Here is a 1,466-nt window from a genome sequence, read left to right as displayed (position 1 = left end):
TTGGTAGCTATGAGGTGCCGGCGCTCCTGATCACCATTGGCCGGGATACCGTCAAGTTCAAACCTTCGGGTACCATGTACTTTGGCTGTAAAGGTTCGCTGACCGTTGAGGGACCTTATGGTGATATTGAACTTTCGCGCGTAACCCGTGACCGTGTTGAAGGTGCGGAAATAAATTCAGCCATTGCTTCCGGTTGGGCCTGGTGTATCGAAACCCAGGGTGAAAACAAGCCTGTTTTTAACTTGTTGAATGAGGGTTCTTTTACGGATGCGTTGTTAACTATTGTTGAAGCGCATGGTGCCTGATACGTGGTTCGCGTTCCGTTGTCCGTAGATGCTTTTTCAGAGACCAGTGTACAGTCACCGGTTTTGCGGTTGGTGGATATCCAGCGGTATCACTTCACTTTGTTGCAGGCTCTGGATCATTATGAGACTGGGTTGCTGGAGCGGCATACTGGTAATGCAGCAATGATCCGCAATGTTCGCTTGACGTTACGAGCCATTCGTCTGGAGCTTGAGCGGCACAGTTCGCTATCGGCCCTTGCGATGTGTGAGGCACGAGTGCGGTTAGATTATCAGAAACGCTGTCGAAAGCGTTTTAAAGATGCAGTATCCAGGGCTTTGCGGGATCTTTACCAGGTGAGAGGGCGACAGGTCCGATGGGATGATCTGTTGGATGTCTGGAAGTCTCATCAATTGGATCCCGCTAACCGTCGGGTGATCGGGGAGCTTAAATCGGCTTACCACTACCGGCATTGGCTGGCCCATGGCAGATACTGGCCATTGCCCCAGACATTTACTTATGGTCAGGTGTATCGGGTTGTCGAGGCGTTTCTGGATCTGGCAGGGCTGGGGTAAGTTTTCGACAAGTCGGATTTGTATCGGTTTCTTAATGCCCTGGCAGCCTGTATGTTTGCCACAACAGTGCCCGGTTCCACTCCTCAAGCTTGATCTTGAGTGCATGCCCGGGTCTTCTATTTCCAGCTTAGGATTTGTCCCGAAATAACTTCCACATTTGGCAAAAAGCCGCCGCCTGCTTCCCGCCACCCGCTGCCCGCAGAAGCACACACGGGCAGCGGGAGGCGGGCAGCGGGTAGCGTCCTAGGGAAAAATCATGAAAGCCCCCGAAGCCATTGGGCTCAATGGCTATAAGGACATTCCCTTATAGAAAAAAATATACATCCAGTGCCTTATATAAAAAAGATTTGGATGTTCTTGAAATGAATGCATTTGATTTAATGAATAGGCTATCTGTTATTTATGACGCACGTCAACAATGGAAAGTAGATCATAAACTTGCTGATATTCTGCTCTTAGTCATTTGTGCAGTCATTGCAGGGCGCTAGAATCGGCTGTACGGACATTCATTGAATCACGAATTCATGCTTCTTGATGCTTTTATCATAACCATTTCTGATTACCACTGAAGCTACGTTTGCTTTTAGCAGGGCGGTTGCCAATTAATCA

Annotated in this window: 3 protein-coding genes; all 3 read left to right on the top strand. The window is 48.9% G+C overall.

Translation table 11 applies throughout. The features are described 5' to 3' along the window. On the top strand, nucleotides 1–305 hold a 305-nt coding region (locus KDK14_RS00070), incomplete at its 5' end, for a hypothetical protein (RefSeq protein ID WP_257262971.1). A 3-nt stretch (nucleotides 306–308) separates the two neighbouring features. Next, on the top strand, nucleotides 309–857 hold the full coding sequence (locus KDK14_RS00065) for a hypothetical protein (protein ID WP_257262969.1): 549 nt from the start codon (nucleotides 309–311) through the stop codon (nucleotides 855–857). Nucleotides 858–1,141: 284 nt separating this feature from the next. Beyond that, entirely contained in the window at nucleotides 1,142–1,345 is a 204-nt protein-coding gene (locus KDK14_RS21545; protein WP_373691012.1) for a transposase family protein, read from the top strand. The last annotated feature ends 121 nt before the right edge of the window (nucleotides 1,346–1,466 follow it).

It is taken from the genome of Endozoicomonas sp. ONNA2, from assembly GCF_024606365.1.
Taxonomy (GTDB): domain Bacteria; phylum Pseudomonadota; class Gammaproteobacteria; order Pseudomonadales; family Endozoicomonadaceae; genus Endozoicomonas.
This window is presented reverse-complemented; position numbering and strand designations above follow the sequence as displayed.

Coding starts and splice junctions, on each gene's coding strand:
- KDK14_RS21545 (WP_373691012.1), top strand. CDS start 1,142: ATGGCTATAAGGACATTCCCTTATAGAAAAAAATATACATCCAGTGCC.